The sequence below is a fragment of the Allobosea sp. TWI1241 genome (assembly GCF_039673065.1).
GTDB lineage: Bacteria > Pseudomonadota > Alphaproteobacteria > Rhizobiales > Beijerinckiaceae > Allobosea.
Genome location: NZ_JBDJKW010000018.1, coordinates 1 through 25,808 on the forward strand (window position 1 = coordinate 1; position 25,808 = coordinate 25,808).

Below are 25,808 nucleotides of genomic sequence, written 5' to 3' on the forward strand. Positions count from 1 at the left end.
CGCGACGGTCGTGGCGCGCGCGACGGCGGCGGGCCGCGGGGCCGCCGGCGCCGGGCGCGGCGGCGGCTTGTCGCCGGGCTTGCTCATGGTTCGTCTCCCTCGTAGCGGGCGTTGAAGCGGTTGAGTTCGCGCACGAAATCGTCGAAGCGCCGGTTGGCGGCGACGAGTTCGCGCAGCACGAGCAGGGCGAGCGCCGAGGCACAGAGCGCCCAGAGCAAAAGCCCGAGATGGCCGAGATCGCCGCGCGCGACGATCGCGCTCACCGCATCCTGGGCGAGGGTCACGGCCGTGCCTCGCGGCGGCCATAGCCCACGGCCTCGCGCTTCTCGTCATCGTCGAGGAAGCCGGCGGCGCTGACCCGGCGCCAGAGCGATTCCCGCTCATCGGCCAACGCCTCGACCGCATCGAGATCCGGCTCGAGCATCAGATCGTCGCCGAAGGCCGGGCCGAGCCATTGCGCCAGCGACTGCGCGGTGCGCCGTACCAGCGGGATCAGGGTCTGGCGCCAGAAGGCGCGGTTGGCCTCGGCGAAGTTGGCGTGGGTGTTGTCGCCCGGCAGGCCGAGCAGCAGCGGCGGCACGCCGAAGGCCAGCGCGATCTCGCGGGCCGCGACGCCCTTGGCCGCGACGAAATCGAGTTCGGCGGGCGAGAGGGACAGCGGCTTCCAGTCGAGCCCGCCCTCGAGCAGCAGCGGCCGGCCGGCATTGCGCGCCCCCTGGAAGCCGTCCTCCAGTTCCTGCTTCAGCCGGTCGAACTGGGCCTCGGTGAGCGTGCCGCCCTCGGGCCCGTCATAGACCAGCGCGCCGGAGGGCCGTGCGGCATTGTCGAGCAGCGCCTTGTGCCAGGCCCCGGCGGCATTGTGGACGTCGAGCGAGCAGGCGGCCGCCTCGATCGGCGAGAGGCCGTAATGATCGTCGACCGGATGGAACAGGGTCAGGTGCAGGATCGGCGGCAGCGGGCTCTCGTCCTGCCGGAAGCGGATCGCATGCGCGCCGACCGTGTATTCATAGGCCTCGGCCCAGCCGTCGCGACCGGGGACGAGGCGCATGCGGTCGGGCCGCAGCGCGTGCAGTTCGCGCGGCTCGCCGGCAATGGAGGCGGCCTCGACATAGGCGTTCCCGGCGACCAGCAGGTGGCCGTAGAGCGTCTCGCGGAAGGCGATGCCGCCCTGGCGCGGATTGGGCCGCTCGATCAGCGCCAGCGCCGGATGGTCCGGACGCTCGTGCCCGCCAATGCGGGCGATGAGCACGACCTGTGCCGCCCCTTCGGCGATCAGCCGGACGCAGCGATGCACCACCGGATTGCGCTGGTAGCCCTCACGGGACAAAGCGCCATAGTCGCGCGGCGTCCAGACCGGCCGCCCGCCCTCATGCAGGGCGACCAGCGGGCCGGTGCGCGAGCGTTTCTGATCCGGCGCGGCACGGCCGCGCAGGTTGCGAAGAAAGTTGAGCATGGGTTTCTCGCTATGAACGGCCCCGGCCGGGCAATCGCCGGGCCGGTGGTGTGGATCGGGAGGCGTCGCGGCGGACTAGAGCCCCCTCACCCGCGGTCGTCCCTTCGGGGCCAGCATCAGATGGGCCAGCGCCCAGACCAGTGCGTCGAGCCGGTCAGGCGAGCGGCCGGTTCCGAGCCCGGCGGGCCCGAAATCGCACATCTCGTCTTCCAGAGCCGGAAAGGCGCCGGCATGGCGCACCCGGCCCTGCTCGTACAGCGCAGCCACCGGCTCGGCCCGCAGATACTTGCCGCGCGAGGCGCGCACCGGCGTCACCGGCACGGCCGCGTCGACCTCGCCGATCACCGCCTGGGCCATCTCGCCGCCCTGGTTGACCTCGACGACGAGGGCGTCGGCCTCGAGCCGCCGATAGAGCGCAACGGCGGCCTGCGCCCATTCCTGCGGACGCGCGCCGGACAGGGTCGCGTCGGCCAGCACATGGCCGATCCCCTCCGCATCGACACCGGCGGCGACGAGGCCGCAGCGATCCGCCCGCTGCGAGGACGAGGCCGGCGGATCGACCGCCACCACGATCCTGGCCAGCGGCGGCGCCGCCGGCTCGCGGCTCGCCTCGATCAAGGCGCGGGTCCAGAGCGCGTCCGGCCGCTCCTCGACCAGTTCGCCGTCCAGCTCCTGCCGGCCGAGCCGCGTGCCGGCATAGGCACGCTCGACCGCCGTGAGGAAGCTCGCGGCGAGGTTGTAGCGGTTGTCGCGGGTCGTGGCCCGGCTGACCGCGACGAGCGGATCGCTCAGAAGCCGCCGTACCAGCGGCAGCGGGCGCGGAGTCGTGGTCACCACCTGCCGTGGCCGCCGGCCGAGGCGCAGGCCGAGCTGAAGCATGTCCCAGGTCTCCTGCAGGTTCGGCCATTTCGCCAGTTCGTCGCACCAGGCCGCGTCGAATTGCGGCCCGCGCAGTCCTTCGGGATCCTCGGCGGTGAAGACCTGCGCCACGGCGCCGCTGCTCCATTCGAGCCGGCGGCGCGACGGCGACCAGACCGGCCGTTCATCGCGCAGATGGATCGCCAGCAGGCCGGAGACGCCCTCGATCATCACGTCGCGGACCTGCGCCTGCGTCTCCCCGACCAGGGCGATGCGGCGCGCCGCGCGCCCGGTGAAGGGCGGGCGCCCCAGCGCCATGCCCTTGACCCATTCGGCACCCGTGCGGGTCTTGCCCGCGCCGCGGCCGCCGAGCACCAGCCAGCTCTGCCAGTCCCGTGCCGGCGGCAACTGGTCCGGCCGCGCGAACAGGATCCATTCATAGGCGACGATTTCGACCAGCTCAGGAGGCAGGGTCCACAGGATCGCCCCCAGCCGGATCGCCCGTATGGGCAGCGGCAAGGCCAACCAGGCGTCGACCCAGCTCCGCGCGAAGCGCCTCGACACGAGCGAGCCGTCCGGCAGGGGAAGCATCATCGTCGGTCCGTCCTCCCTCCCCGGCCGCCGCGTCCAGCGCGACGAGTTCGCGCACGGTGCGGGCCAGCGTCGCCAGCGTCTTCGCGTCGGCCTCGCTCGCCGCCTTGCCCGCCGGCAGCGCGGCGAGATGGGCTTCATGGGCGCGCAGCTGCGCGCGGGCCGCCTTCCAGAGCTTGGCGATCACCTGCCGCCGGCCCGGCGGCACGCGCGTTCCCTTCGCCGCCGGCAGAGCCGGGGCGTCGTCATCGGTCTCGTCGGACATGTGATCTCCTCTCCGGCCCCGGCAGGGGCGGCGTGCGAGGGCAAGGCAGCAAGGTCCGGACATGCGAAGGCCGCCGGCTGGGGAGCGCGGCGGCCTGACGTCTCGGACGCAATTCGTGAGCGTGTCCGATCTCTAGCGGATCATCGTCACGATGTCAAGGACTAAATTCCTAAATCCGCCCTTTACCTCAGACCTCTTCCTTCTCGACCCATTTGATCGTCGCCTGCGGCTCATAGGCGGCCATCCGATAAAGGAGCTTCGCCGGGTCGCTCTCGGTCATCGCCATGTCGCGGTGCTGCTGGCGCATGAAGCCGGCCTGCGTGGTGTTGTCGAGGAAGGCGGCGAGCGGATCGTAGAAGCCGGCGATGTTAAAGAAGCCCAGCGGCTTGCGGTGGATACCGAGCTGGCCCCAGGTCCAGATCTCGAAGATCTCCTCGAAGGTGCCGACGCCGCCCGACATGGCGACGAAGCCGTCGGAAAGCTCCGCCATCCGCGCCTTGCGGATGTGCATGGTGTCGACGACCTCGAGCCGGGTCAGGCCGTTATGGCCGATCTCCTTCTCGCGCAGCGCCCGCGGGATCACGCCATGGACCTCGCCGCCCGCAGCCAGCGCCGCGTCGGCGACGGTGCCCATCAACCCGACCGCGCCGCCGCCATAGACCAGCGTCAGCCCGCGCCGCGCGATCTCGCGCCCCATGGCGCGCGCGCCCTCGGCATGGACCGGGTCGAGGCCGGGGCTGGAGCCGCAGAAGATGCAGACGGACTTCATGATGCGAGGGCCTGGAGGATGCGGGCCCAGGAGCGCTGGCCCTTGTGGAAGGAGGAGAGGTCGTATTTCTCGTTGGGCGAGTGGACGCGGTCGTCATCGAGGCCGAAGCCGACCAGCAGCGTGTCCATGCCGAGCAGCGTCTTGAAGTCGCCGACCACGGGCACCGAGCCGCCGGAGCCGATCGCCACGGCCTTGCGGCCCCACTCCTCGCTGAGCGCGGTGCGCGCCTGCTGCAGCGCCGGCAGGTCCTGCGACACCGCGATCGCCGGCGAGGCACCGTGGGCGATGAACGTGGCGGTGCAGTCGGCCGGCAGGCGCTCGCGCACGAAGGCCTGGAAGGCGGCGGCGATGCGCTCGGGATCCTGCTCGCCGACGAGGCGGAAGGAGATCTTCGCCGAAGCCTCGGCGGCGATCACCGTCTTGGTGCCCTCGCCGGTATAGCCGCCCCAGATGCCGTTGACGTCGCAGGTCGGGCGCGACTGGATCTGCTCGATGAGCAGGCGGCCGGTCTCGCCGATCGAGTGCTTCAGGCCGATCTGGCCGAGGAACTCGGCCTCGGTGAGGCCCAGTTCCTCCCAGTCGCGCTTCTGCTCGGCGGAGGGCTCTGCCACCCCGTCATAGAAGCCGGGGATGGTGATGCGGCCATCGGTATCCTTGAGCGCGGCGACGATGCCCGACAGCACATGGATCGGATTGGCGGCGGCGCCGCCGAACAGGCCGGAATGCAGGTCGCGATCGGCGCAGCGGATCGTGACCTCCTGATAGACCAGCCCGCGCAGCGAGGCGGTGATCGCAGGCGTCTGCCGGTCCCACATGCCGGTGTCGCAGACGAGCGCGAGACCGGCCTTCAGCGCCGCGGCATTGTCGCGGATGAAGGCCGGCAGGTTGACCGAGCCCGATTCCTCCTCGCCTTCGACGAGGATGGTGACGCCGACCGGCAGGTCGCCGGTCTCGGCGATGGTGGCGCGCATCGCCTCGACGAAGGTCATGACCTGGCCCTTGTCGTCGCAAGCCCCGCGCGCGACGATCACCTTGCGGCCGGGCTCGATCTCCTTGACCACCGGCTTGAACGGATCGCTCTCCCACAGCGCCAGCGGATCGACCGGCTGCACGTCGTAATGGCCGTAGAACAGCACATGCGGCGCACCGGGCTTGGGGCGATGGGCGAGCACGACCGGCTGGCCGGCGGTCTCGCGCAGCGCGGCATCGAAGCCGAGCGAGGCGAGATCGTCCCGCAGCCACTGCGCGGCGCGGCGGCTGTCGGCGGCATAGGCGGAATCGGTCGAGATCGACGGGATCTCGAGCCAGGCGGAGAGACGGGCCAGCGAGGCCTCGAGATCGGCGTCGAGGCGGGCGAGGACGGCGGGAAGCTTGGACATGGCGCTCACGGGCTTCTGTTTCCGGATGGCCCATCATGCAAGCGCCGACGCGCCGCGCCAGTCCCGGCGGCGCGCATCGGCACTGCGGCGGGCTGCGATGACGTCAGCGCTTGCCGCCGGTGAGCGAGCCGAGCACGCCGCGCAGGATCGCGGTGCCGACCTGCCGGCCGACCGATGTCGCGGCCGAACGCATCGCCGAGGTCAGGACCTTCTCGGCCATGCTGGGCGGCACGCGTCCGCCGCGGCTGCCCGGGCCGGTCTTCGGCCGCTCGGCCGGGGTGCCGCCGAACCAGCCGCCGATCGTGTCGAGGATGCCGCCACCGCCGGCATTGTCGGCCTCGACCGGGGAGCCGTCGGCCTTCAGCCCCTTGCGCTCCATCAGGAGCTCATAGGCCGATTCACGGTCGATCATCGTGTCGTAGCGCCCGGCAAAGCCGGAATCGCGCATACACTGCGCCCGCTGCTGCTGGGTGATCGGCCCGACCTGGGCCATGGGCGGCGCGATCAGGCAGCGCTCGACCACGCTCGGCGAGCCCTTGCCCTCCAGCGTCGAGACCAGCGCCTCGCCGACCGCCAGATGCATGATCGCCTCGGCCGTGTCGATCTTGGGATTCTGCCGGAAGGTCTCGGCCGCGGCCCGCACCGCCTTCTGGTCGCGCGGGGTGAAGGCGCGCAGCGCGTGCTGCACGCGGTTGCCGAGCTGGGCGAGCACCGTATCGGGAATATCGAGCGGGTTCTGCGTGACGAAATAGACGCCGACGCCCTTGGAGCGGATCAGGCGCACCACCTGCTCCACCGCGGTGAGCAGCACCTTCGGTGCGCCGTTGAAGAGCAGATGCGCCTCGTCGAAGAAGAAGACCAGCTTCGGCTTGTCCAGATCGCCGACCTCGGGCAACCGCTCGAACAGCTCCGAGAGCAGCCAGAGCAGGAAGGTCGCGTAGAGCCGCGGATTCGACATCAGCTTGTCGGCCGCCAGCATGTTGATGACGCCGCGGCCGTCGCGGTCGGTCTTCATCAGGTCGTCGATGTCGAGCGCCGGCTCGCCGAAGAACAGGTCGCCCTTCTGGTTCTCGAGGACCAGCAGCTGGCGCTGGATCGCGCCGACCGACTGCGTCGAGACGTTGCCGTATTTCGTCGTCAGCTCGGAGGCGTTCTCCGCGACGAAGGACAGGACGGCGCGCAAATCCTTGAGGTCGAGCAGCAGGAGCTTCTGCTCGTCGGCGATGCGGAAGGCGATGTTGAGCACGCCTTCCTGGGTCTCGTTGAGATCGAGCAGGCGCGCCAGCAGCAGCGGGCCCATCTCGGCGATGGTGGCGCGGACCGGATGGCCCTGCTCGCCGAACACGTCCCAGAACACCGTGGTGAACTGGTCGGGCTGGTAGGGAATGCCGATCTCCTCGGCGCGCTTGACGAAGGGCGGCTTGGAATCGCCCGGTGCCGCGACGCCGGAGAGATCGCCCTTGATGTCGGCCGCGAAGACCGGGACGCCGTTGCGGGCGAAGCCTTCGGCCAGCACCTGCAGCGTGACGGTCTTGCCAGTGCCGGTCGCTCCGGTGATCAGGCCGTGGCGGTTGGCGAGCTTGAGCAGCAGCACTTCCGGCTTGTCGCTCTTGCCGATCAGAATCGTGCCGTCATCCGCCATGGTCGATCTGTCCTTTTCGGTCGCGAACCCGTGTCGGGTGTATCGAAACGGGGCCCGGTGAGGAAGCGGGAAGATCGCTTCCCCCGAGATAGTAAATATGTAAACTATTCGGCAGGACACCACATCGTCCCGCTCAGAGGATCGTATCATGGATGAACTTCTCACCCGCATCATGGCCGCCGCCGGGATCGACGAGACCATGGCCCGCAAGGGCGTCGGCATCATCCTGGCGTTCCTCCAGAAGGAAGGCCCCTCGGCCGAGATCGCCCAGCTGATGGCGGCGCTGCCCGGTGCGCAGGCGCTGGCCGATGGCGAAGGCGGCGCCAAGGGCGGCCTGCTCGGCAGCATCGGCGGGCTGATGGGTGGCGGCGGCGGCGTGATGGCGCTCGGCGGCCAGCTGATGGGTGCGGGCCTGTCGATGCCGCAGATCCAGGCGCTCTCGAAGGAGATGTTCGCGGTCGGCCGCGAGAAGGCCGGCGAGGATGCGATGGGCGCGATCGTCGGCGCCATCCCGGGCCTCGGCCAGTTCGTCTGAGATCGGCGCCACGCCCGCATCGCATGCGCTCGGCAACGCCGCCCCTTCCGGGCGGCGTTGCACATTCCGGAAGAGCATATCCGGACCGCGCCGCCCGCCGGCGACCATGGCCCCGGCGGCGGTCGGCGGCCTATCCGCCTGACGTGCCAGCGCTTTGCGCCGCTGCGGCGACGCATCCTTCCCCTGGGTGAGCATCGGACGAACAGATCACTTGCCTTCGCGCGGGGGCATGGCCATCACAGGACATCGGCCCCAGAATACGGGCGGCCGCCAGGAGTTCGTCGCGCATGTCGTCACCCGCCCCAGCTGACCTGCCCTTCATGGATGCCTTCGCCACGCCGGAGCTGGCGCAGTGGCGCGGCGCCGTCGAGAAGGTGCTCAAGGGCGCCGACTTCGAGAAGAAGCTGGTCGGGCGTACCGCGGACGGCATCCGGATCGACCCGCTCTATCCCGCCGCGACGCCCGCAGGCGCACGGCCGATGCGGGCCGCCGCCGGGCGCTGGCGCGTCGCGGCCCGCGTCGAGCACCCCGAGCCCGGCGAGGCCGCGCGCCTCGCCCTGTCCGACCTCGAAGGCGGCGCGGATTCGCTGTCGCTGAGCTTCGCCGGCGCGCGCGCCGCCCGCGGCTTCGGCCTGACCGCGACGAGCGTCACCGATCTCGACGAGACGCTGGGCGAGGTGATGCTCGATCTGGTGCGGCTGCGGCTCGACCCCGCACCGGGCGGCCGCAAGCAGGCGCTGCTGCTGGCCGACCTGGTGACGCGGCGCGGGCACGATCCCGCCGCCCTGACGATCGATTTCGGCTTCGATCCGATCGGCGTTCTGGCGTCCGCGGGTCATCTCGCCGTCACCCTGCCGGCGCTCGGCGAGCGGCTGGCGCAGACCATCGGCGAGCTGAAGGGCCGCGGCTTCGCAGGCCCCTTCGTCGCCGCCGACGGGCGCGTCTGGCACGAGGCCGGGGCCACCGAGGCGCAGGAGCTCGGCGCCGTTCTCGCCACCGCGGTGAATTATCTGCGCCTGCTGGAAGCCGCCGGCATGCCGCTGGCGGAGGCACGCGACGCGATCTCCTTTGCCCTCGTCGCCGACACCGACGAGTTCACCACCGTGGCGAAGCTGCGCGCGGCGCGCCTGCTCTGGGACCGCGTACAGGAGGCCTGCGGCCTGGCCCCGAAGCCGGTATTCATCCATGCCGAGACGGCCTGGCGCGCGCTGACGCGGCGCGATCCGTGGGTGAACCTGCTGCGCGGCACGGTCGCCGCGTTCTCCGCCGGCGTCGGCGGAGCGGATTCGATCGGCGTCCTGCCCTTCACCGCCGCGCTCGGTCTTCCCGACGGCTTCGCCCGCCGCGTCGCGCGCAACACCCAGCTCATCCTGCTGGAGGAAGCCAATCTCTGGCGCGTCGCCGATCCGGCGGCCGGCTCCGGCGGCTTCGAGGCGCTGACACAGGCGCTGTGCGAGCAGGGCTGGGCCCGCTTCCAGGATCTCGAGGCGCAGGCGGCGGACGGCATGACCGGCATCGTCGCCGCCCTCGCCAACGGCCATGCCCAGGCCGGGCTGGCCCGCGAGCGCGAGGTCCGCGCCAAGGCCGTCGCGACGCGCCGCCTGCCGATCACCGGCACCAGCGAATTCCCCAATCTCACCGAGGCGAGCGTGCAGGTGCTCCTGCCCGAGCCGACGACGCCACCGGGACAGGACGCGCCCGAGGCCGCGATCCGCGTCGAGGCGTTGCCGAGCATGCGCCTGGCCGAGCCGTTCGAGGCACTGCGGGCGGAAGCCGACATCGCGACCGCCGCCGGCACGCGGCCCAGCGTGTTCCTTGCGACGCTCGGCCCGGTCGCCGGCTTCACGGCGCGCGCCACCTTCGCGCGCAACCTGTTCGAGGCCGGCGGTCTCGCCGCCCCGGTCGGGGCCGGCTTCGCAAGCGACGGCGCGACCGATCTTGCGGCGCTGGCGGACGGCTTCCGGCAATCGGGCGCACACATCGCCTGCCTCTGCGGCTCCGACGACGACTATGCGGCCGAAGGGATCGCGGCCGCGCGGGCGCTCAAGGCCGCGGGCGCCACGATCTGGCTCGCCGGACGCCCCGGCGAGCAGGAAGCCGCGCTCAGGGAAGCCGGGATCGAAGCCTTCGTCGCCATGGGCGGCGACGTGCTCGCCCAGTTGCGCGACGCCCTGGCGCTGACGACGACCAACAGGACCTGACATGCCTATCGCTCTCACCATCGCCGGCTCGGATTCGAGCGGCGGCGCCGGAATCCAGGCCGATCTCAAGACCTTCGCGGCCCATCAGGTCTATGGCGCGAGCGTCATCGTCGCGCTCACCGCGCAGAACACCAAGGCGGTGACCGCGATTCACCCGGTGCCGACCGATTTCGTCACCGCCCAGCTCGACGCCGTGTTCGACGATCTCGCCGTCGACGCGGTGAAGATCGGCATGCTGGCGACGGCCGAGCTGATCGAGACCGTCGCCGATGGGCTGGAGCGCCATGGCGCCCGCAATATCGTGCTCGATCCGGTGATGGTCGCAGCCTCGGGCGGGCGCCTGCTGCAGGAGGACGCGGTCGAGGCGCTGAAGCGGCGCCTGCTGCCGCTCGCGACGATCCTGACGCCCAACCTGCCGGAAGCCGCAGCTATCCTCGGCACCGCCACGGCCGGCACGGAGGACGAGGCCGGCGAGCAGGCGCGCGCCCTGCTGGCGCTCGGCCCGCGCAACGTCCTGGTCAAGGGCGGGCACGGCAAGGGCCAGGACAGCGTCGACATCCTGGCGACGCATGACGGGCGCAGCGAGCGCCTCGTCGCGCCACGGCTCGACACGCTCAACACCCACGGCACGGGCTGCACCCTGTCCTCGGCGATCGCCGCGGGGCTGGCGCACGGCATCCCGCTGCACGAGGCGGTGGTGCTGGCGAAGCGCTACATTTCGGCGGCGATCGCGGCCTCGGATACGGTCAAGGTTGGCCACGGCCACGGACCGGTGCATCATTTCCATCACTGGTGGGACAGGCAGGACGGGAGACGGCCATGACAGCGATCCCGGATTTCACGACCATTCCCTTCGCCGCGGCGCGCGCCCATGGCGCTGAGCCGACGGCGGGCGGCGAGGACTGGCTGACGCCGGAGGGCATCCCGGTCAAGCCGCTCTATGGCGCGGCCGACCGCGACGGCCTGCCCTTCGTCGACACGCTGCCCGGGCTGCCGCCCTATCTGCGCGGCCCCTATCCGACGATGTACGTCAACCAGCCCTGGACGATCCGGCAATATGCCGGCTTCTCCACGGCCGAGGATTCGAACGCCTTCTACCGGCGCAACCTCGCGGCTGGGCAGAAGGGCCTCTCGGTCGCCTTCGACCTCGCCACCCATCGCGGCTACGACTCAGACCATCCGCGCGTCGGCGGCGATGTCGGCATGGCGGGCGTGGCGATCGATTCGATCTACGACATGCGCACGCTGTTCTCAGGCATCCCGCTCGACCAGATGAGCGTGTCGATGACCATGAACGGCGCGGTGCTGCCGGTGCTGGCGCTCTACATCGTCGCGGCGGAGGAGCAGGGCGTGCCGGCGGCGAAGCTGTCGGGGACCATCCAGAACGACATCCTCAAGGAGTTCATGGTCCGCAACACCTATATCTACCCGCCCTCCCCCTCGATGCGGGTGATCGGCGACATCTTCTCCTACACCTCGGCGAACATGCCGAAGTTCAATTCGATCTCGATCTCCGGCTATCATATGCAGGAGGCGGGTGCGACGCAGGATCTCGAGCTCGGCTATACGCTGGCCGACGGCGTCGAATACATCCGCGCCGGCCAGCGCGCCGGGCTGGGCGTCGACGTGTTCGCGCCGCGCCTGTCGTTCTTCTGGGCGATCGGCATGAACTTCTTCATGGAAGTCGCCAAGATGCGCGCCGCCCGGCTGATCTGGGCCAAGCTGGTCAAGGATTTCGGGGCGCAGAACGAGAAGTCGCTGCCGCTGCGCACGCATTGCCAGACCTCCGGCTGGTCGCTGACCGCGCAGGACGTGTTCAACAACGTGCCGCGCACCATGATCGAGGCGATGGCGGCGACGCAGGGGCATACCCAGTCGCTCCACACCAACGCGCTCGACGAGGCGCTGGCGCTGCCGACCGACTTCTCGGCCCGCATCGCCCGCAACACCCAGATCCTGCTGCAGCAGGAGAGCGGCACCACGCGGATCATCGATCCCTGGGGCGGCTCCTATTATGTCGAGCGCCTGACCGCCGAGCTCGCCGCCAAGGCGTGGGGTCACATCCAGGAGGTCGAGGCGCTGGGCGGCATGGCCAAGGCGATCGAGGCCGGCATTCCCAAGCTGCGCATCGAGGAGGCGGCCGCCAAGACGCAGGCCCGCATCGACGGCGGCCAGCAGGCGATCATCGGCGTCAACATCTTCAAGCCGGAGAACGAGGCGGCGATCGAGGTCCTCAAGGTCGACAACGCCGCGGTGCGGGCCCAGCAGCTCGACAAGCTCAGGCGCCTGCGTGCAGAGCGCAGCGAGAGCGAGGTCCAGTCCGCGCTGACGGCGCTGACCAACGGCGCCCGCGGCAACGCCAACCTGCTCGACCTCGCGGTGAAGGCGGCGCGCGCCAAGGCCACGGTCGGCGAGATCTCGATGGCTCTGGAGACCGTGTTCGGCCGCCACCGCGCCGAGATCAAGGCGATCTCGGGCGTCTACAAGCGGGAGGTGGGCGAGATGAACCCGGCGGTGACGCGCGTCCAGCTGATGTGCGAGGCCTTCGAGGAGGCCGACGGGCGCCGCCCGCGCATCCTCGTCGCCAAGATGGGCCAGGACGGGCACGATCGCGGCCAGAAGGTCATCGCCTCGGCCTTCGCCGATCTCGGCTTCGACGTCGATATCGGCCCGCTCTTCGCCACGCCCGACGAGGCGGCGCGCCAGGCGGTGGAGAACGACGTGCACATCGTCGGGGTGTCCTCGCTGGCGGCCGGCCATCTGACGCTGGTGCCGGAGCTGCGCGAGGCCCTGGCCAAGGCCGGGCGGCCCGACATCATGATCGTGGTCGGCGGCGTGATCCCGCCGCAGGATTTCGACGCGCTGATCGCGGCCGGCGCCAGCGCCATCTTCCCGCCCGGCACGGTGATCGCCGACGCGGCGGAGAAGCTGCTGGAAGACCTCAACGCCCGCCTGGGCTACGCGCAGCGCAGCGCGGCGGAATAGCCGGCTCAGGCCCCGGCACGCGGTCCCGGCGTCAGCATGTCGGGCCGCAGCATGCCGGCCTGCGCCGTCGCCTGCAGCACCTCGACCAGCATGGGCAGTGCCGCAGGGCGGTGGCGCAGCGGGTTCCACACCGCCGAGACCTGGCGGCGGATCGGCGCGCCGGCGAGCGTCAGCGGCACCGGCTGGAAGGCGTGGATGCCGCGCGCCGCCGCCGATGACAGCATCGCGATGCCGTGCCCGGCCGAGACCATGGCGACCAGCGCGTGCGGGCTGTCGCTCTCCAGCACGATGCGCGGGCGGATGCCGGCGGTGCGGAAGCTTTCGTCGACGAGATCGCGCGTCATGAAGCCCCGGCGCAGCAGCAGCAGCGGCGCGTCGACCAGCGCCTCCACCGGCAGTTGCGCCAGATGGTGCCGGGGATCGTCCGGCGGCAGATAGGCGAGCAGGCTCGCCATGAAGAGCGGCCGCGCCTCGAAACTCGCCAGATCGTCCGGGGTAGCGATGGCGAGGTGGACCGCACCGCGCTCGACCATCTCGAGCAGCGCGCGGTTCGGCGCCTCGGCCAGCGTGATCTCGATGCCGGGATGGCCGGCACGGAAGTCGATCAGCGCCGGCGCGATCAGCGAGGCGATGGTCTGCGCGGTGGCGCCCAGGCGCAGATGGCCGACGCGCCCGCGGGCCACCGACTCGGCCCGCAGCGTCAGCGCGTTTGCCTCCTCGATGAGGCGCGCCGCGCGCGGCAGCAGGTCCTCGCCCTCGGCGGTCAGGGTCAGGCGCTTGCCGATGCGGTCGAACAGGCGAAAGCCGAGCTCGTCCTCGAGCGATTGAATCTGCCGCGACAGCGCCGACTGGCTGATGTTCAGCGCCTCCGCCGCGCGCGACAGGTGCATCCCCTCGGCGATCGCAACGAAAAAACGGAGTTTTCTCAGGTCCTTCACGGCTTATGCGTTTCCTGCATCAGACAATCTCCCAAGATTGCATTGGACACCCGAACGCCGGCGTTGCGCAATGGTCCCAAGCCGAACATCGGCGGGGGAACAATCGACCAATGACAACCTCTCGGGAGATCATCATGCGCACTCGGATCGCGGTCGTCGCTGCGGCGCTGCTCGGCCTGACGCACGGCGCGGCCCAGGCCGCCTGGCCGGAAAAGCCCATCACCGTCACCGTCGGCTTCGGCGCCGGCGGCACCACCGACGTGGTGGCGCGCGCGGTCGCGGAACTGGTGTCGAAGAAGCTCGGCCAGCCCGTGATCATCGAGAACAAGGCCGGCGCCGGCGGCGCGGTCGCGACCACGGCGCTGACCAAGCAGGCCGCCGACGGCTACAATCTCGTCGCCACGACCTCGACCACGATCACGCTCGACCCGCAGGTCAGCAAGCTCGCCTTCGGCGTCGACGACTTCAGCTATGTCGCCGCGACCGGCGAGTTCCCGGAAGCCTTCATCGCCCTGCCGAAGAGCGGCTGGAAGACGCTGAAGGAGGCGATCGATGCGCTCAAGGCCGGCGGCAAGACCACCTATGCCTCCAGCACCTCGCTCGACCGCATGATCACCGCCGCGCTGGCCAAGCAGACCGGCCTGCAGATGGTGCCGGTGCCGACGCGCAGCGGCGCCGAGGTGGTGACGCAGGTCATCGGCGGCCATGCCCCGCTCGGCTACAGCTCCGGCGCCTATTATCCGCAGGCCAAGAGCGGCGAGCTTTCGGTGCTGGCCGTGCTCGGCGAGAACCGCCTCAAGGGCCTGCCCGACGTGCCGACGCTGAAGGAGCTCGGCTACGGCCTGTCCAGCGTCAACCTGATCCTGTTCGTGGCGCCCAAGGGTCTGCCGGCCGACGTCTCCAAGACGCTGAACGACGCCTTCGCCGCCGCGGCGGCCGATCCGTCGATCATCTCGCTGATGGAGAAGCGCAGCCTCAACCCCTTCGTCGCGACCGGGGACGCGCTCGCCAAGACGATCGCCGAGCAGAGCGCCGGCTTCAAGAAGCTGATCGAGGCGGCGAAGTAAGGCCGGAACGGGCTGGAGACGCCCTCAGATGATGCGCTCACGCGGTTCGCAGCTGGCGGAAACGCTGGTTCTCGCCGGCGCCTGCCTGCTCATGCTGGTCTGGGTCATCCCGACCCAGACCAGCGAGGGCGGGTTCGGCCTCTCCCCGGCCTTCCTGCCGACGGCGCTGACCGGCGTCATCCTGCTGCTCGTGCTCGGCGACGGCGTGCTGCGCCTCGTCACGCGGCGGCAGGAGCCGGCCTATGAGGGCGGCTTCGGCGCGCTCGGCCGCGTCCTGGCGGTGGCGATCCTCGGCGCGGTCGTGCTGCGCTTCGCCGGGGTCGGCGCCGCGGCGGCCGTGACCAGCGCCGCCGGTCTGCTCGTGCTCGGCGAGCGGCGCCCGCTTCCCATCCTGGTGACGGCGCTCGCCTGCGGCGGCGTCTTCTGGCTCGTGTTTGGCTGATCCTCCCATGCAAGACGCGCTTCTCGGCTTCGGCGACGCGCTCGCACCCGCCACGATCGGCTTCGTGCTGATCGGCGTGCTGCTGGGCTACGTCATCGGCGTTCTGCCCGGCCTCAACCGGCCGGCCGCCCTCGCGATCGCCATCCCCCTCAGCTACTACATGACCCCCGTCAGCGCGGTCGGCTTCCTGATCGGCATCGCCAAGGCGAGCGGTGCCGGCGGCGCCACCACCGCCGTGCTGATCAACGTTCCTGGCGAGCCCAACGCCGCCGTCACCTGCCTGGACGGCTATCCGCTGGCCAAGGCCGGCAAGGCTAGGCAGGCGCTGCAGACCGCGCTCTACGGCTCGGTGATCGGCGATGTGATCGGCACGCTGGCGCTGATCCTGCTCGCCCTGCCGCTGGCGCGCTTCGCCCTGAAGATCGGCCCGGTCGAGATGACGGCGCTGATGATGCTGGCCCTGACCTTCATCGCGGCACTGGCCGGCAGCTCGCTGGCGCGCGGCCTGATCGCCGGCGTCTTCGGCATGCTGGTCGCCACCGTCGGGCTCGACATCGAGAGCGGCACGCCGCGCATGACCTTCGACCAGGTCGACCTGATGGACGGGGTGCCGCTGCTGGCGGTCACCGTCGGCATGCTGGCGCTGGCCGAGATGATCATCCAGACCGAGGAGCTCCTGGCCAATCGCGGCGACGAGGCGGCGGTCACGGTCAAGCGCACGGCCGAGGACCGTTTCGGCTGGGCGGAGTTCCGCCATGTCCTGCCGACCTTCCTGCGCTCCAGCGTGATCGGCACCGTCATCGGCATCATTCCCGGCCTCGGGCCGAGCGTCGCCTCCTTCGCCTCCTACGGCATCGCCAAGCGCCTGGCCCGCCCGGGCGAGCGCTATGGCGAGGGCGAGCTCAAGGGCGTGGCGGCGGCCGAGACCGCCGACAATGCGGTGGTTCCGGCGAGCTTCATCCCGCTCTTCGCGCTCGGCCTGCCGGGCAGCGTCTCGGCGGCGATCCTGATCGCGGCGCTGACCATCCACGGCGTGGTCCCCGGCCCGCGTCTGTTCGAAGAGCATGCGCGGCTGGTCTACGGCATCTACGGCACGATGCTGACGGCCGCCGTGCTGATGCTGATCGTCGGGCGCGTCGGGCTCGTCGCCTTCGCGCAGCTGACGCGGGTCCCCGCCAAGATCATCATCCCGGTCGTGGTGATGCTCTGCGTCGTCGGCGCCTATCTCGAGGGCCGCTCGCTCTTCGCCGTGCAGGTGATGATCGGCTTCGCCGTGCTCGGCTACCTGATGCACCGCTTCGACTATTCGCGGGTGACCTTCCTGATCGGCTTCGTGATCGGCCCGCAATTCGAATTGTCGCTGCGCCAGGCGCTGATCATCACCGACCGCCAGCCTTCCGCCCTGCTGAACCATCCGATCGCGCTCGCCATCCTGGCCGTGGCGATCGTCGGCAGCCTGCTTTCGGTGCGCGCCCGCGGCCGCGCCGCCTTCTCCGGAGACAACACGTGAAGATCAACATCAACGCCGATATCGGCGAGGGCTACGGCAAGTACAGCATCGGCAACGACACCGAGCTGATGCCGCTGATCGGCTCGGCCAACGTCGCCTGCGGCATGCATGCCGGCGATCCGAGCATCATGGTGCGCACCGTCAAGCTGGCGCTGGAGCACGGCGTCTCGATCGGCGCGCATCCCGGCTTCAACGACATCTGGGGCTTCGGCCGCCGCCAGATCCGCATGCGGCCGCAGGACCTGGAGTATCTGGTGACCTACCAGATCGGCGCGCTGCTGGCGCTCGCCGGCTCCAACGGCGCCAAGGTCACGCATGTGAAGCCGCATGGCGCGCTCAACAACATGGCGCATGACGATCTCGACTACGCGCTGGCGATCGGGCGCGGCATCAAGGCGGCGGATCGCGAGCTGATCTACGTCGCCAATGCCGGCTCGCAGATGACCAAGGCCGCCCAGCAGCTCGGCCTGCGCGTCGCCAACGAGGCCTATGTCGACCGCGTTTACGACGACAACGGCAAGATGGCCTCGCGCGAGCGCGCGGATGCCGTGATCCACGATCCCGAGCAGGCGGCCCGGCAGGTCCTCAGCATCGTGCAGGAGAAGGCGCTGATCACCACCTCGGGCAAGCGCATCCCGGCGGAGGTGCACACCTTCTGCATCCATGGCGACGAGCCCACCGCCGTGCCAGTGATGCGGGTGGTGCGCGAGAGGCTGGCGGCCGCCGGCGTCGCCGTGGTGCCGCTGCCGGAACTCCTGGCCTGAGGACGCGCGGCGGCCGGGCAGGCCGGCGAGGATAGCAGCCGCCCGCCCTGCCCCGCCACGAGGCAGATCAATGTCCGCTTCGGCACGGCCCGCTAGAACTGGGGGTGGAAGCACCGCCAGTTCACGGAGACCGAGATGTCCAACACGCCGCACACCCTCGCCGAGGAATTCCCCGGCCAGGCCGACGCGATCCACCGGCTGAAGGTCTCGAACCCGATCTTCGCGCGCCTGCTCGCGCAATATGACGAGGTCAACGACCGCATCCATCTGGCCGAGACCAATGTCGAGCCGGTGGACCAACTGGCCGAGGTGGCGCTGCGCAAGACGCGGCTGCAACTCAAGGACGCGATCGGCGAGGCGCTCGCCCGCGCCTGAGGCAGCCGCCGCAGATCGAAAAAACGGCGCGGAAGCCTGATGGCCTCCGCGCCGTTTCGTTTTGCACGGTGTCCCGGTGGGGCGCTCAGGCGCCCTTGCCGAAGCCGTAGAGCCGGTGGGGATTGTCGACGAAGACGCGGTTGCGCGCCGCCTCGTCCGGAACCCAGTCGCCGAACAGGTCGAGCAGTTCGCCGATATTCGGCATCCGCTTCCAGTTGGCGACGTTCGGCCAGTCCGAGCCCCAGAGACAGCGATCGGGCGCCGCCTCGTGCACCTTGCGCACGAAGGGTGTCGTATCCGCATAGGGGAAGCCGGCGACGGAGTTGCGGAAGGCGCCCGAGAGCTTGACCCAGCCGCCGTCGCGCAACAGCGACAGCATGGTGAGGAAGCCCTGGTCGTCGAGCCCGCGCGACACGGGGAAATGGCCCCAATGGTCGATGACGAATGGCACTTCGAGCCGGCCCAGCATGGGGGCCAGCGGTACGAGATCGCTGGCGCCGACCAGGAACTGCAGGTGCCAGCCCAGCTCCTTGGCGAGCGCGGCATAGGAGCCGAGCGCCTCGAAGCCGATGCCGCCGCCATAGAGCACGTTGAGGCGCATACCGACGACGCCGGCCTCCTGCATCGCCGCCAGCTCCCGGTCGGGCAGGCCGAGCGGGATCACGCAGATGCCACGCAGGCGCTGGCGGTTGGCGCGCAGCGTGTCGAGCATCAGGCGGTTGTCGGTGCCGTGCACGCTGACCTGGACCAGCACGCCATGGGTCATGCCGGTTCCGTCCAGCATGGCGAGATACTGCTCGGCCGTCGCCTCGGGCGGGGTGTAGCTGCGCCCCTCCACGAAGGGGTAGTCCGGCGGCAGGCCGATGACATGGGCGTGGGTGTCGACCGCGCCGGCCGGCACGCGATAGCGCGACGGGCCGTGCGCGGCGGGCGCCGGCCCCGGACAGACCGGGGCCGCGGTGGTCGTCGTCTCAGCCATCGACGTGCAGCACCTTGCCGCGGGTCTCGGGCAGCGCATAGGCCGCCAGGAAGAACACCGCATAGGCCGCGACCGCGAAGATGCAGATCGCGTTGGCGAGCGAGGTCGTCTGCGACAGGAAGCCGACGAGGAAGGGGAAGAGCGCCCCGATGCCGCGGCCGAAATTGTAGCAGAAGCCCTGGCCCGAGCCGCGCAGGCGCGTCGGATAGAGCTCGGTCAGGAAGGCGCCCATGCCCGAGAAATAGCCCGAGGCGAAGAAGCCGAGCGGGAAGCCGAGCACCCAGAGGATCTGGTTGGAGAGCGGCAGCTGCGTATAGGCCAGCACCACCGCCATCGCGCCGAGCGAGAAGGTCAGGAAGAGGCTGCGGCGGCCATAGCGGTCCGAGAACCAGGCACCGACCAGATAACCCGCAAAGGAGCCGATGATCAGCGCGGCGAGATAGCCCGTCGAGGTGACGATCGACAGGTTGCGCTCGGTGGTCAGGAAGCGCGGCACCCAGAAGGTGATGGCGTAGTAGCCGCCCTGGCAGCCGGTGGCGACCAGCGAGGCGAGGATCGTCGTCTTCAGGATCGGGCCCTGGAAGATCTCGGTGATCGAGGGACGATCACCGGTGGCGGCGGCCTTGGCGCGGGTCTGCGCGGCGACCTCGGGCTCCTTCACATAGGTGCGCAGGTAGAACACCAGCAGCGCCGGCAGCGCGCCGAGGGCGAACATCCAGCGCCAGGCCTGTTCGGGCGGCAGCAGCGAGAACAGCGCCGCCTGGGCAAGCACGGCAAGGCCCCAGCCGACCGCCCAGCCGGACTGGACCGAGCCGACCGCGCGGCCGCGATACTGGGCGCGGATGGTCTCGCCCATCAGCACCGCGCCGGCTGCCCACTCACCGCCGAAGCCGATGCCGAGCAGGGCACGGAAGACCAGGAGCTGCTCGAAATTCTGGGCGAAGGCGCAGAGCAGCGAGAAGAAGGAGAACCAGATGATGGTGATCTGCAGCGTGCGGACACGACCGATCCGGTCGCAGAGATAGCCGGCGCCCCAGCCGCCGAGCGCCGAGGCGAGCAGCGTCACGGTGCCGGCGAGACCGGCGGTGCCGGCCTCGACCTTCCACATCGTGATGATCGTGCCGATCACCAGCGGGTAGATCATGAAATCCATGCCGTCGAGCGCCCAGCCGGTAGCGCAAGCCCAGAACGTGCGGCGTTCCGGAACGGTCATGTCCTTGTAGAAGCCGGTCAGGCTCGTATCTTCGATCGGCGCGACGGCTTGCGTCGGTGTCGACATGGGCAACCTCCCTCGTCCCGGCCTTTGCGGGACATAATCGCGCGGGAGAGTGCGGCAGGGGCGCGGGAGCGTCTTCCGGGAAATCGGCCTGCCCGGCCGGCCACGGGCGGTGTCTTGTCAGAAAATCGGCCGCAGCCGCTCCTGCCGCCAGCGGCCGGGGCTGATCCCGGCGATGGCCCGGAAGGTCGTGCCCAGATGCGACTGCGAGGAGAATCCCGTCGCCAGCGCGACCTCGGCGATCGGCAGCTCGGTCCCCGAGAGCAGCGCCTGCGCGATGCGGATGCGCTCTTCGAGGATGAAGCGGTGCGGCGTCACGCCTGTGCTGCGCTTGAAGGCGCGGATGAAGCCCGACGGCGTCAGGCCGGCCTCGCGCGCCAGCATGGCCAGCGAGATGTCGGCGGCGGGGTCGCTGCGGACCATCTCGACGACGCGCCCGGGCATGCGCCGGTCGAAGGGCAGGTCTGGCTCCGCCCCGCCCTTCACCGGCACGGCGTAGCGGTCGGAGACGTGCAGCGCGAGCGTATAGGCGAGCTGATCGGCCAGCAGCGAATGCCCTGAAGCCGCGGCCGCGCTCGCCTCGACGATGCGGCTCGCCGCCAGCATCAGCAGCGGGTCCTCGACGTCCCAGGCGCGATCCATCAGCTCGACCGGCCCGCCGCCGCGCGTCGCGCCGATCTCGCCGAGCAGCGCGTCGCCGAGATAGAGGATCAGCAGCTTGCCGGAGCTGACATCCGGGACGGCGTCGACCAGCACGTCGCGGCCCGGCACGCCGATGCGGAAACGCCCGGCCTTCACGCGCCCGTCGCGGCGGACATGCCCGTTCTCGATCAGCACATGGCGGCGCACGTCGTAGAGCGTGATCGCCACCGTCGAGCACGGCAGGTCGCCATAGGCGTAGACATGCGGCCCGTCGACCTCGCTAACCGCCGCGGCGAAGCCGGAGCGGGACCAGAGATCGATCAGCGCGGACTGGGGCCGGCCTGTCACCAGCTCGGCGTGCTTGATGGGATCTAGCCGCATGTCGTCAACATGCAGGTGGGTGGCGACGGGGCGTCGCATGGGCCTGCTCGGGGCGCATCAAGCCCGATGTTGCCGGAAATTTCAACGCACTCGCCGCCACGGGCCATCTGCCGCAGCGGCAGGCTGCCGGTCCCGCGTCGTTCGCCGCCACGGAAGGCCGCCATTCCGAGAGGGCAAGGCTGGACGGCCGCGCCGGGCATTTCCGGACTTGCCGATGCCCCCGGCGATGCCCGATACGCAGCGGTAGACCCTGAGCGCCCGGAGGCCGAGAGACCGATGAAGATTGCCGTCATGGGTGCGGGCGCCGTGGGCTGCTATTACGGCGCGATGCTGGCGCTGGCCGGCCACGCCGTCACGATGATCGGCCGGCCCGGCCCGGTGGCGGCCATGCAGGCCAAGGGGCTGATCCTCCACAAGGGCCGCGCGCAAACGCCCGCACCGGTCACCGCCACCACCGATCCAGCTGGCGTCGCCGGCGCCGAGCTCGTGCTGGTCGCGGTGAAATCCGACGATTCCGCCGAGGCCGCCCGGACGATCGCGCCGCATCTGGCGCCCGGAGCCACGGTGATCAGCCTGCAGAACGGCGTCGACAATGCCGAGCGCATCGGCGCGATCCTCGGTCGGCCCGTTCTGTCCTCGGCCGTCTACGTCGCCGCAGACAGCCCGGCGGCCGGCCATGTCCGCCATAACGGCCGCGGCGAGCTGGTGATCGGCGAAAGTGCCGCCAGCGCCGTAATCGCCGAGGCCTTCACCGCCTCCGGCGTGCCGACCACCGTTTCGCCCGACGTCGACAGCGTGCTCTGGACGAAGCTCACCGTGAACTGCGCCTACAACGCGCTCTGCGCCATCGCGCAATTGCCCTATGGCCGCATGATCGCGGTGGAGGGCGTGCGCGAGGTGATGGAGGACGTGGTCGCGGAGTGCCGCATGGTCGCGGAGGCTGCCGGCGTCGCGCTGCCGGCAGACATTCTCGACACGGTGATGGGGCTTGCCGCCGGCATGCCGACCCAGACCTCGTCGACGGCGCAGGACCTGCTGCGCGGCAAGCGCACCGAGATCGGCCATCTCAACGGTTTCGTGGTGCGCACCGCGCAGCGCCACGGGCTGCGCGCGCCGGTCAACCGCTCGCTGCTCGCCGCCATCCGCATGCTGGAGGAGGCCGGGGCCGGCGCGGCGTGACCGCCCGCACCGCCTCGCCACGCACAGTCATCACCGGCCGAAAGGCCGTCGCACGTCCCGGGCGGCAGCCGCCCGGCGCTTTCGGGAAGGATCTCATCTCATGACCAGAATCGGTGTCATCGGCGTCGGCCTCATGGGCCACGGCATCGCCCGCAACGTCCTGCTCAAGGGCTATCCGCTCACCGTGCTGGAGCATCCGGGCAACCAGCCGCTCGACGAGTTGCTGGCCGGCGGCTGCCAGACCCGCAAGAGCGGCGCCGAGGTGGCGCGCGAATCCGACGTCCTCATCCTGTGCGTCACCGGCGCGCCGGAGGTCGAGGCAGTGCTGACCGCGCCGGGCGGCGTGCTGGAGGGCCTGCGCCCGGGCGCGATCGTGGTCGACTGCTCGACCTCCGTGCCGGAAGCGACCGAAGCCATGGCCAAGCGCGTCGCGCAGGCCGGCGGCCGCTTCATCGACGCGCCGATGACCCGCACCGCCAAGCACGCCCATGAGGGCAAGCTGAACCTGCTGGTCGGCGGCCCGGCCGAGACGCTGGCGGAGGTGCGGCCGGTGCTGGCCTGCTTCGCCGAGAACATCACCCATGCCGGCGTGCTCGGCGCCGGCCACCGCATGAAGCTGCTGCACAACTACGTCTCGCTCGGCTTCATCGCCCTGCTCGCCGAGGCATCGGCCTGCGCGCGCCGCTCGGACGTCTCGCTCGACGTCTTCGTCGAGGTGCTGGCCAGCGGCGGCGGCAAGAGCGCCGCGCTCGAGCGCCTGGCGCCCTATCTGCTGAACGGCGACAGCTCCGGACTGCAGTTCTCGATCGCCAATGCGGCCAAGGATCTCGGCTACTACACCCAGATGGCCGGCCATACCGGTGCCGCGCAGGAGATCGCCGATGCGGTGCTGAAGACGCTCGCCTTCGGCGTCGAGACCGGTGGCAAGACGGCGATGGTGCCCGAGCTCGCCAGCATGCTCTGACGCCTTTCCGGCCGGGGCTGCGGGCACGTCCTCTCCCCGGCCCGGCAGGCTCGACGATAGGGGACGGTTGCGCCTCGCCGCGCCCGTCCGGCAACCAACGCGACATCACGGGAGACGAAACGGTGAGGGAAACGGGAGCCTCGAGCCTGCCGCGCTGGGCGACGCTGAAGGACGCCTGCGCGATCAGGGACCTGCGGCAGCTGTCGCGCCGGCGCCTGCCGCGCGCCGTCTTCGACTATATCGACGGCGGTGCGGAGGACGAGACGGCGCTGCGCGACAACGAGGACGCCTTCCTCGACTGGCATCTGGTGCACCGCATCGCCGTCGACGTGGCCGAGCGCTCGCACAAGGTGACGCTGCTCGGCCGCGAGCAGGCCCTGCCGCTGGTGTTCTCGCCGACGGGCCTGACCGGATTCTATCACCCCAATGGCGAGATCCTGGCGGCGCGGGCGGCCGGGCGCTCCGGCGTGCCCTATACGCTGTCGACCATGTCCGTCGCCTCGATCGAGGAGGTGGCGCGCGGCGCCGCCGAAACCGATCTCTGGTTCCAGCTCTACGGCCTGCGCGACCGCGACTGGATGCATGGGCTGGTGGCCCGGGCCAGGGATGCCGGCTACCGCGTGCTGTGCGTGACGCTGGACCTGCCGGTTTCGGGCCGGCGCGAGCGCGACGTGCACAACCGGTTCACCATGCCGCTGCGCCCGAGCCTGGCCAATCTGCTCGACCTCGCCTGCCATCCCGGCTGGTCTCTCGGCGTGATGCGCTCGCCGCCGCGCTTCGGCAATTTCGAGAACGCCGACACCCAGGGCTTCACCAACATCGCCCAGCGCATCGCCGGCTCCTTCGACGCCTCGCTGCACTGGGGCGACGTGCAGCGCCTGCGCGAGATGTGGCCCGGCCCGATGGCGATCAAGGGCGTGATGCATCCCGAGGATGCCGAGCGGGCGGTGGCGATCGGCGCGGAGGCGATCCTCGTCTCGAACCATGGCGGCCGCCAGCTCGACCATTCGCCGGCCCCGCTCACCATGCTGCCGGAGATCGCGCAGGCGGTCGGGCGCCGGGCGGAGCTGATCGTGGACGGCGGCGTGCGGCGCGGCACCGACATCCTCAAGGCCGCCGCGCTGGGCGCCACGGCGTGCAGCGTCGGCCGCCCCTTCCTCTGGGGGCTGACCGCGGGCGGGCAGGCAGGCGCAGAGAAGGCGATCGCCATGCTGCGCCACGAGCTCGACGTGGCGATGACGCTGCTCGGCGTCGCCACCCTCGGTGCGGTCGGCCGCGACCACGTCCGCCCGGTCGCTCGCCGCACCCGCGTCTGAACAACAAACGGCGCCGCGAACCGGTCGTGGCACCGTCTTTCTGTCGCGAGGCGGAGGCGGCGAAGCGCCTCGATCCCTGCTCAGCCGGCCCAGCGCTGCTGGAGCGCCGTCACCTGCATGTAGTCGTAGGACAGATCCGAGATCGCCCAGAAGCGCAGGCTGTCCTGCTGGAACGCCCAGAGGTGATCGTAGATCTTCTTGAAGTTGGGGTTGGCCGCGGACATCTCGGCATAGAGGTCCTTGGTGATCTTGTAGCTCTCCTTGAGGATGTCCTGCGGCAGCGCGCGCAGCTGCGCGCCGGCGCCGACGAGCCGCTTCAGCGAGGCCGGGTTCAGCACGTCGTACTTGGCCTGCATGTCGTGGCCGGTGGCCTCGGCGCAGGTCTTCAGCACGCGCTGATAGGTCGGCGGCAGGCTGTTCCACTTGTCGAGGTTGATGAAGAAGCTGAGCTCGGCCGAGCCGTCCCAGAAGCCGGGATAGTAGTAATAGGGCGCGACCTTGGCGAAGCCGAGCTTCTCGTCGTCATAGGGGCCGACGAACTCGACGGCGTCGAGCACGCCGCGCTCCAGCGCCGGATAGATGTCGCCGGCCGCGAGCTGCTGCGGGATGACCCCCATCTTCTGCAGGACGTTGCCGCCCAGCCCGCCGATACGCATCTTGAGGCCCTTCAGGTCCTCGGCCGACTTGATCTCCTTGCGGAACCAGCCGCCCATCTGCGCGCCGGTGTTTCCGGCCGGCAGGTTGTAGATGTTGAACTTGCCGTAGAACTCGTTGAGCAGCTCGAGGCCGCCGGCATGGAACAGCCAGGCCTGCATCTGGCGGCTGTTCGGGCCCCAGGGAATGATGGTGCCGAAGGCGAAGGCCGTGTCCTTGCCGATGTAGAAATACGAGCCGCTATGGCCCATCTCGACCGTGCCGTTGCTCACCGCGTCGGCGACCTGGAGGGCCGGGACGATCTCGCCGGCCGAGAAGACCTGGATCTTGAACTTGCCGTCGGTAACGGCAGAGACGGCCTCCGACAGATGCGTGCAGGCCCCGTACAGCGTCTCCAGCGACTTCGGATAGCTCGACGCGAGGCGCCAGGTGACGGTGGGCGTGCTCTGCGCGATGGCCGGGCTCGCGATTCCGGCCGCGGCGCCGAGGCTGGCGCCCTTCAAAAAGGACCTGCGTTTCATGGGGGGCGTTTCCTGGAGCTCATTTAGACCTGCGTCGCCTTTGCCGGCGCGCGCCCGGACCATGTCCGCTCCGAATGGGCTTTGCAATGGCGGCAGGAGCCGGCCCGCGGCGACATTTCGCC

At 70.3% G+C, this 25,808-nt stretch carries 24 protein-coding genes; 12 read left to right on the forward strand and 12 right to left on the reverse strand.

Features of this window, described 5'->3' with window-relative positions; all coding sequences use genetic code 11:
* Positions 1-83: 83 nt before the first annotated feature.
* The 7 genes from ABE438_RS18145 to ABE438_RS18175 all read right to left on the reverse strand — a co-directional run bounded on the left by ABE438_RS18145 (position 84) and on the right by ABE438_RS18175 (position 6,957).
* Positions 84-284, reverse strand: a complete 201-nt coding sequence (locus ABE438_RS18145; RefSeq protein ID WP_346504074.1) for a hypothetical protein — start codon at positions 282-284, stop codon at positions 84-86.
* Positions 281-1,453 carry a phage portal protein gene (locus ABE438_RS18150; RefSeq protein ID WP_346504075.1) on the reverse strand — a complete coding sequence of 391 codons (1,173 nt, stop codon included), beginning with the start codon at positions 1,451-1,453 and terminating at the stop codon, positions 281-283. The genes ABE438_RS18145 and ABE438_RS18150 overlap by 4 nt, the downstream gene beginning before the upstream one ends.
* 75 nt (positions 1,454-1,528) lie before the next feature.
* Positions 1,529-2,830 carry a DNA-packaging protein gene (locus ABE438_RS18155; protein WP_465248635.1) on the reverse strand — a complete coding sequence of 434 codons (1,302 nt, stop codon included), beginning with the start codon at positions 2,828-2,830 and terminating at the stop codon, positions 1,529-1,531.
* On the reverse strand, positions 2,772-3,167 hold the full coding sequence (locus tag ABE438_RS18160) for a hypothetical protein (protein WP_346504076.1): 396 nt from the start codon (positions 3,165-3,167) through the stop codon (positions 2,772-2,774). The genes ABE438_RS18155 and ABE438_RS18160 overlap by 59 nt, the downstream gene beginning before the upstream one ends.
* Before the next feature lie 187 nt (positions 3,168-3,354).
* Positions 3,355-3,936: an LOG family protein gene (locus tag ABE438_RS18165; RefSeq protein WP_346504077.1), complete on the reverse strand. Its 582-nt coding sequence runs from the start codon at positions 3,934-3,936 to the stop codon at positions 3,355-3,357.
* The gene (locus ABE438_RS18170) at positions 3,933-5,315 is read right to left on the reverse strand and encodes a dipeptidase (RefSeq protein WP_346504078.1); all 1,383 of its coding nucleotides are present in this window, start codon (positions 5,313-5,315) and stop codon (positions 3,933-3,935) included. The genes ABE438_RS18165 and ABE438_RS18170 overlap by 4 nt, the downstream gene beginning before the upstream one ends.
* A 103-nt stretch (positions 5,316-5,418) precedes the next feature.
* A complete protein-coding gene (locus ABE438_RS18175; RefSeq protein WP_346504079.1) occupies positions 5,419-6,957 on the reverse strand; it encodes a helicase HerA-like domain-containing protein in 1,539 nt (512 codons plus the stop codon).
* A gap of 148 nt (positions 6,958-7,105) precedes the next feature.
* Between ABE438_RS18175 and ABE438_RS18180 the strand changes: the two genes are divergently transcribed.
* From ABE438_RS18180 to scpA, 4 genes are all read left to right on the forward strand, one after another.
* Positions 7,106-7,492 (forward strand): DUF2267 domain-containing protein, encoded by a 387-nt coding sequence (locus ABE438_RS18180; protein WP_346504080.1) that lies wholly within the window; start codon positions 7,106-7,108, stop codon positions 7,490-7,492.
* Between the two features lie 287 nt (positions 7,493-7,779).
* Positions 7,780-9,693 (forward strand): methylmalonyl-CoA mutase subunit beta, encoded by a 1,914-nt coding sequence (locus ABE438_RS18185; RefSeq protein ID WP_346504081.1) that lies wholly within the window; start codon positions 7,780-7,782, stop codon positions 9,691-9,693.
* 1 nt (position 9,694) lies between these two features.
* Positions 9,695-10,516 (forward strand): bifunctional hydroxymethylpyrimidine kinase/phosphomethylpyrimidine kinase, encoded by an 822-nt coding sequence (gene thiD / locus ABE438_RS18190; RefSeq protein WP_346504082.1) that lies wholly within the window; start codon positions 9,695-9,697, stop codon positions 10,514-10,516.
* Entirely contained in the window at positions 10,513-12,678 is a 2,166-nt protein-coding gene (scpA, locus tag ABE438_RS18195) for a methylmalonyl-CoA mutase (protein WP_346504083.1), read from the forward strand. The genes thiD and scpA overlap by 4 nt, the downstream gene beginning before the upstream one ends.
* Before the next feature lie 5 nt (positions 12,679-12,683).
* Here the strand turns inward: scpA and ABE438_RS18200 are convergent, their stop codons facing one another.
* Positions 12,684-13,616 (reverse strand): LysR family transcriptional regulator, encoded by a 933-nt coding sequence (locus ABE438_RS18200; protein ID WP_346504084.1) that lies wholly within the window; start codon positions 13,614-13,616, stop codon positions 12,684-12,686.
* Positions 13,617-13,750: 134 nt separating this feature from the next.
* On the opposite strand from ABE438_RS18200, the gene ABE438_RS18205 reads away from it, so the two are divergent.
* The 5 genes from ABE438_RS18205 (at position 13,751) to ABE438_RS18225 (ending at position 17,774) form a co-directional block, all read left to right on the forward strand.
* A complete protein-coding gene (locus ABE438_RS18205) occupies positions 13,751-14,683 on the forward strand; it encodes a Bug family tripartite tricarboxylate transporter substrate binding protein (RefSeq protein WP_346504085.1) in 933 nt (310 codons plus the stop codon).
* 28 nt (positions 14,684-14,711) lie between these two features.
* Positions 14,712-15,125: a tripartite tricarboxylate transporter TctB family protein gene (locus ABE438_RS18210; RefSeq protein WP_346504086.1), complete on the forward strand. Its 414-nt coding sequence runs from the start codon at positions 14,712-14,714 to the stop codon at positions 15,123-15,125.
* Positions 15,126-15,132: 7 nt separating this feature from the next.
* Positions 15,133-16,635: a tripartite tricarboxylate transporter permease gene (locus tag ABE438_RS18215; protein WP_346504087.1), complete on the forward strand. Its 1,503-nt coding sequence runs from the start codon at positions 15,133-15,135 to the stop codon at positions 16,633-16,635.
* On the forward strand, positions 16,632-17,399 hold the full coding sequence (locus ABE438_RS18220; protein ID WP_346504088.1) for a LamB/YcsF family protein: 768 nt from the start codon (positions 16,632-16,634) through the stop codon (positions 17,397-17,399). The genes ABE438_RS18215 and ABE438_RS18220 overlap by 4 nt, the downstream gene beginning before the upstream one ends.
* Positions 17,400-17,534: 135 nt before the next feature.
* Entirely contained in the window at positions 17,535-17,774 is a 240-nt protein-coding gene (locus tag ABE438_RS18225; protein WP_346504089.1) for a YdcH family protein, read from the forward strand.
* A gap of 85 nt (positions 17,775-17,859) precedes the next feature.
* On the opposite strand, the gene ABE438_RS18230 is transcribed toward ABE438_RS18225, so the two are convergent.
* The 3 genes from ABE438_RS18230 to ABE438_RS18240 form a co-directional block, all read right to left on the reverse strand.
* Positions 17,860-18,753 carry an amidohydrolase family protein gene (locus ABE438_RS18230; RefSeq protein WP_346504090.1) on the reverse strand — a complete coding sequence of 298 codons (894 nt, stop codon included), beginning with the start codon at positions 18,751-18,753 and terminating at the stop codon, positions 17,860-17,862.
* On the reverse strand, positions 18,746-20,032 hold the full coding sequence (locus ABE438_RS18235; RefSeq protein ID WP_346504091.1) for an MFS transporter: 1,287 nt from the start codon (positions 20,030-20,032) through the stop codon (positions 18,746-18,748). The genes ABE438_RS18230 and ABE438_RS18235 overlap by 8 nt, the downstream gene beginning before the upstream one ends.
* A gap of 117 nt (positions 20,033-20,149) precedes the next feature.
* Positions 20,150-21,091: an AraC family transcriptional regulator gene (locus tag ABE438_RS18240; protein WP_346504092.1), complete on the reverse strand. Its 942-nt coding sequence runs from the start codon at positions 21,089-21,091 to the stop codon at positions 20,150-20,152.
* Positions 21,092-21,328: 237 nt separating this feature from the next.
* Between ABE438_RS18240 and ABE438_RS18245 the strand changes: the two genes are divergently transcribed.
* The 3 genes from ABE438_RS18245 (at position 21,329) to ABE438_RS18255 (ending at position 24,511) form a co-directional block, all read left to right on the forward strand.
* A complete protein-coding gene (locus tag ABE438_RS18245; protein ID WP_346504093.1) occupies positions 21,329-22,231 on the forward strand; it encodes a ketopantoate reductase family protein in 903 nt (300 codons plus the stop codon).
* A 100-nt stretch (positions 22,232-22,331) separates the two neighbouring features.
* Positions 22,332-23,195, forward strand: coding sequence for an NAD(P)-dependent oxidoreductase (locus ABE438_RS18250; protein WP_346504094.1), 864 nt, complete (start codon positions 22,332-22,334; stop codon positions 23,193-23,195).
* Between the two features lie 122 nt (positions 23,196-23,317).
* Complete coding sequence (locus ABE438_RS18255) at positions 23,318-24,511, forward strand: alpha-hydroxy acid oxidase (protein ID WP_346504095.1); 1,194 nt, start codon at positions 23,318-23,320, stop codon at positions 24,509-24,511.
* An 80-nt stretch (positions 24,512-24,591) separates the two neighbouring features.
* On the opposite strand, the gene ABE438_RS18260 is transcribed toward ABE438_RS18255, so the two are convergent.
* A complete protein-coding gene (locus tag ABE438_RS18260) occupies positions 24,592-25,686 on the reverse strand; it encodes a TRAP transporter substrate-binding protein (RefSeq protein ID WP_346504096.1) in 1,095 nt (364 codons plus the stop codon).
* Between the last annotated feature and the right edge of the window lie 122 nt (positions 25,687-25,808).